Raw genomic sequence first — 582 nt, forward strand, 5'->3', positions numbered from 1 at the left:
CTGGTGTAGAGCACATGGTCACCGGAGACGTTGCCATTGACATAGCCCTGGCTGTCCTTGGTGTAGTCGCGCGCCATCGCATTCAGGTTGCGCCACGCCAATCCGGCATGACCGGCCGGAATTTTCCTGAAGGTGCGCGACGTCACATCGTCGAAACCGATCGTTTCGAGAGCGGCATCAGTGGCAATGCCGGCGCGTTGCGCGGACAGCAGGCCGAGATCCGCCGAGTAGGGCGACAGCGTCAGCCGCCGCTCCAAGCCTTCGCCACTGATGCTGACCGTGTCGGCTTCTTCAGCCAGGTCGAAGCTGAAGACGGCACCCGGCGCCAGTGTCCGCGCCTCCAGGACGTGCCCGTCCCCCGACACGGAGAGGGTCGCGGGTCCATCGCCGGCAACGCGCCCGCTGACGCGGCGCGGCGGCGCCAGACCGACCGGCAGCAGCATCTCCTGTGATACCATCCCGGCCGGCGAACCCGGCAGCGGCAGGAAGTGTCGGGACTGAATGTCGTTTTCGCTTTTCGCCTGCCAGCCGGGCGGCACCGAAACCACAAAGCGCCAGTTGCCCGGCTTGCGGATCACGGCC

The 582-nt window shown here is 66.5% G+C and carries 1 pseudogene; it reads right to left on the reverse strand.

Going from position 1 to position 582, the window contains the following annotated elements:
- Nucleotides 1–582, reverse strand: a pseudogene (locus ENZ75_RS33700) (hypothetical protein); the annotation flags it as partial.

Origin of the sequence: Mesorhizobium sp. M7A.F.Ca.CA.002.04.1.1, from assembly GCF_004022805.1 — a bacterium.
Classification (GTDB): domain Bacteria; phylum Pseudomonadota; class Alphaproteobacteria; order Rhizobiales; family Rhizobiaceae; genus Mesorhizobium; species Mesorhizobium ciceri.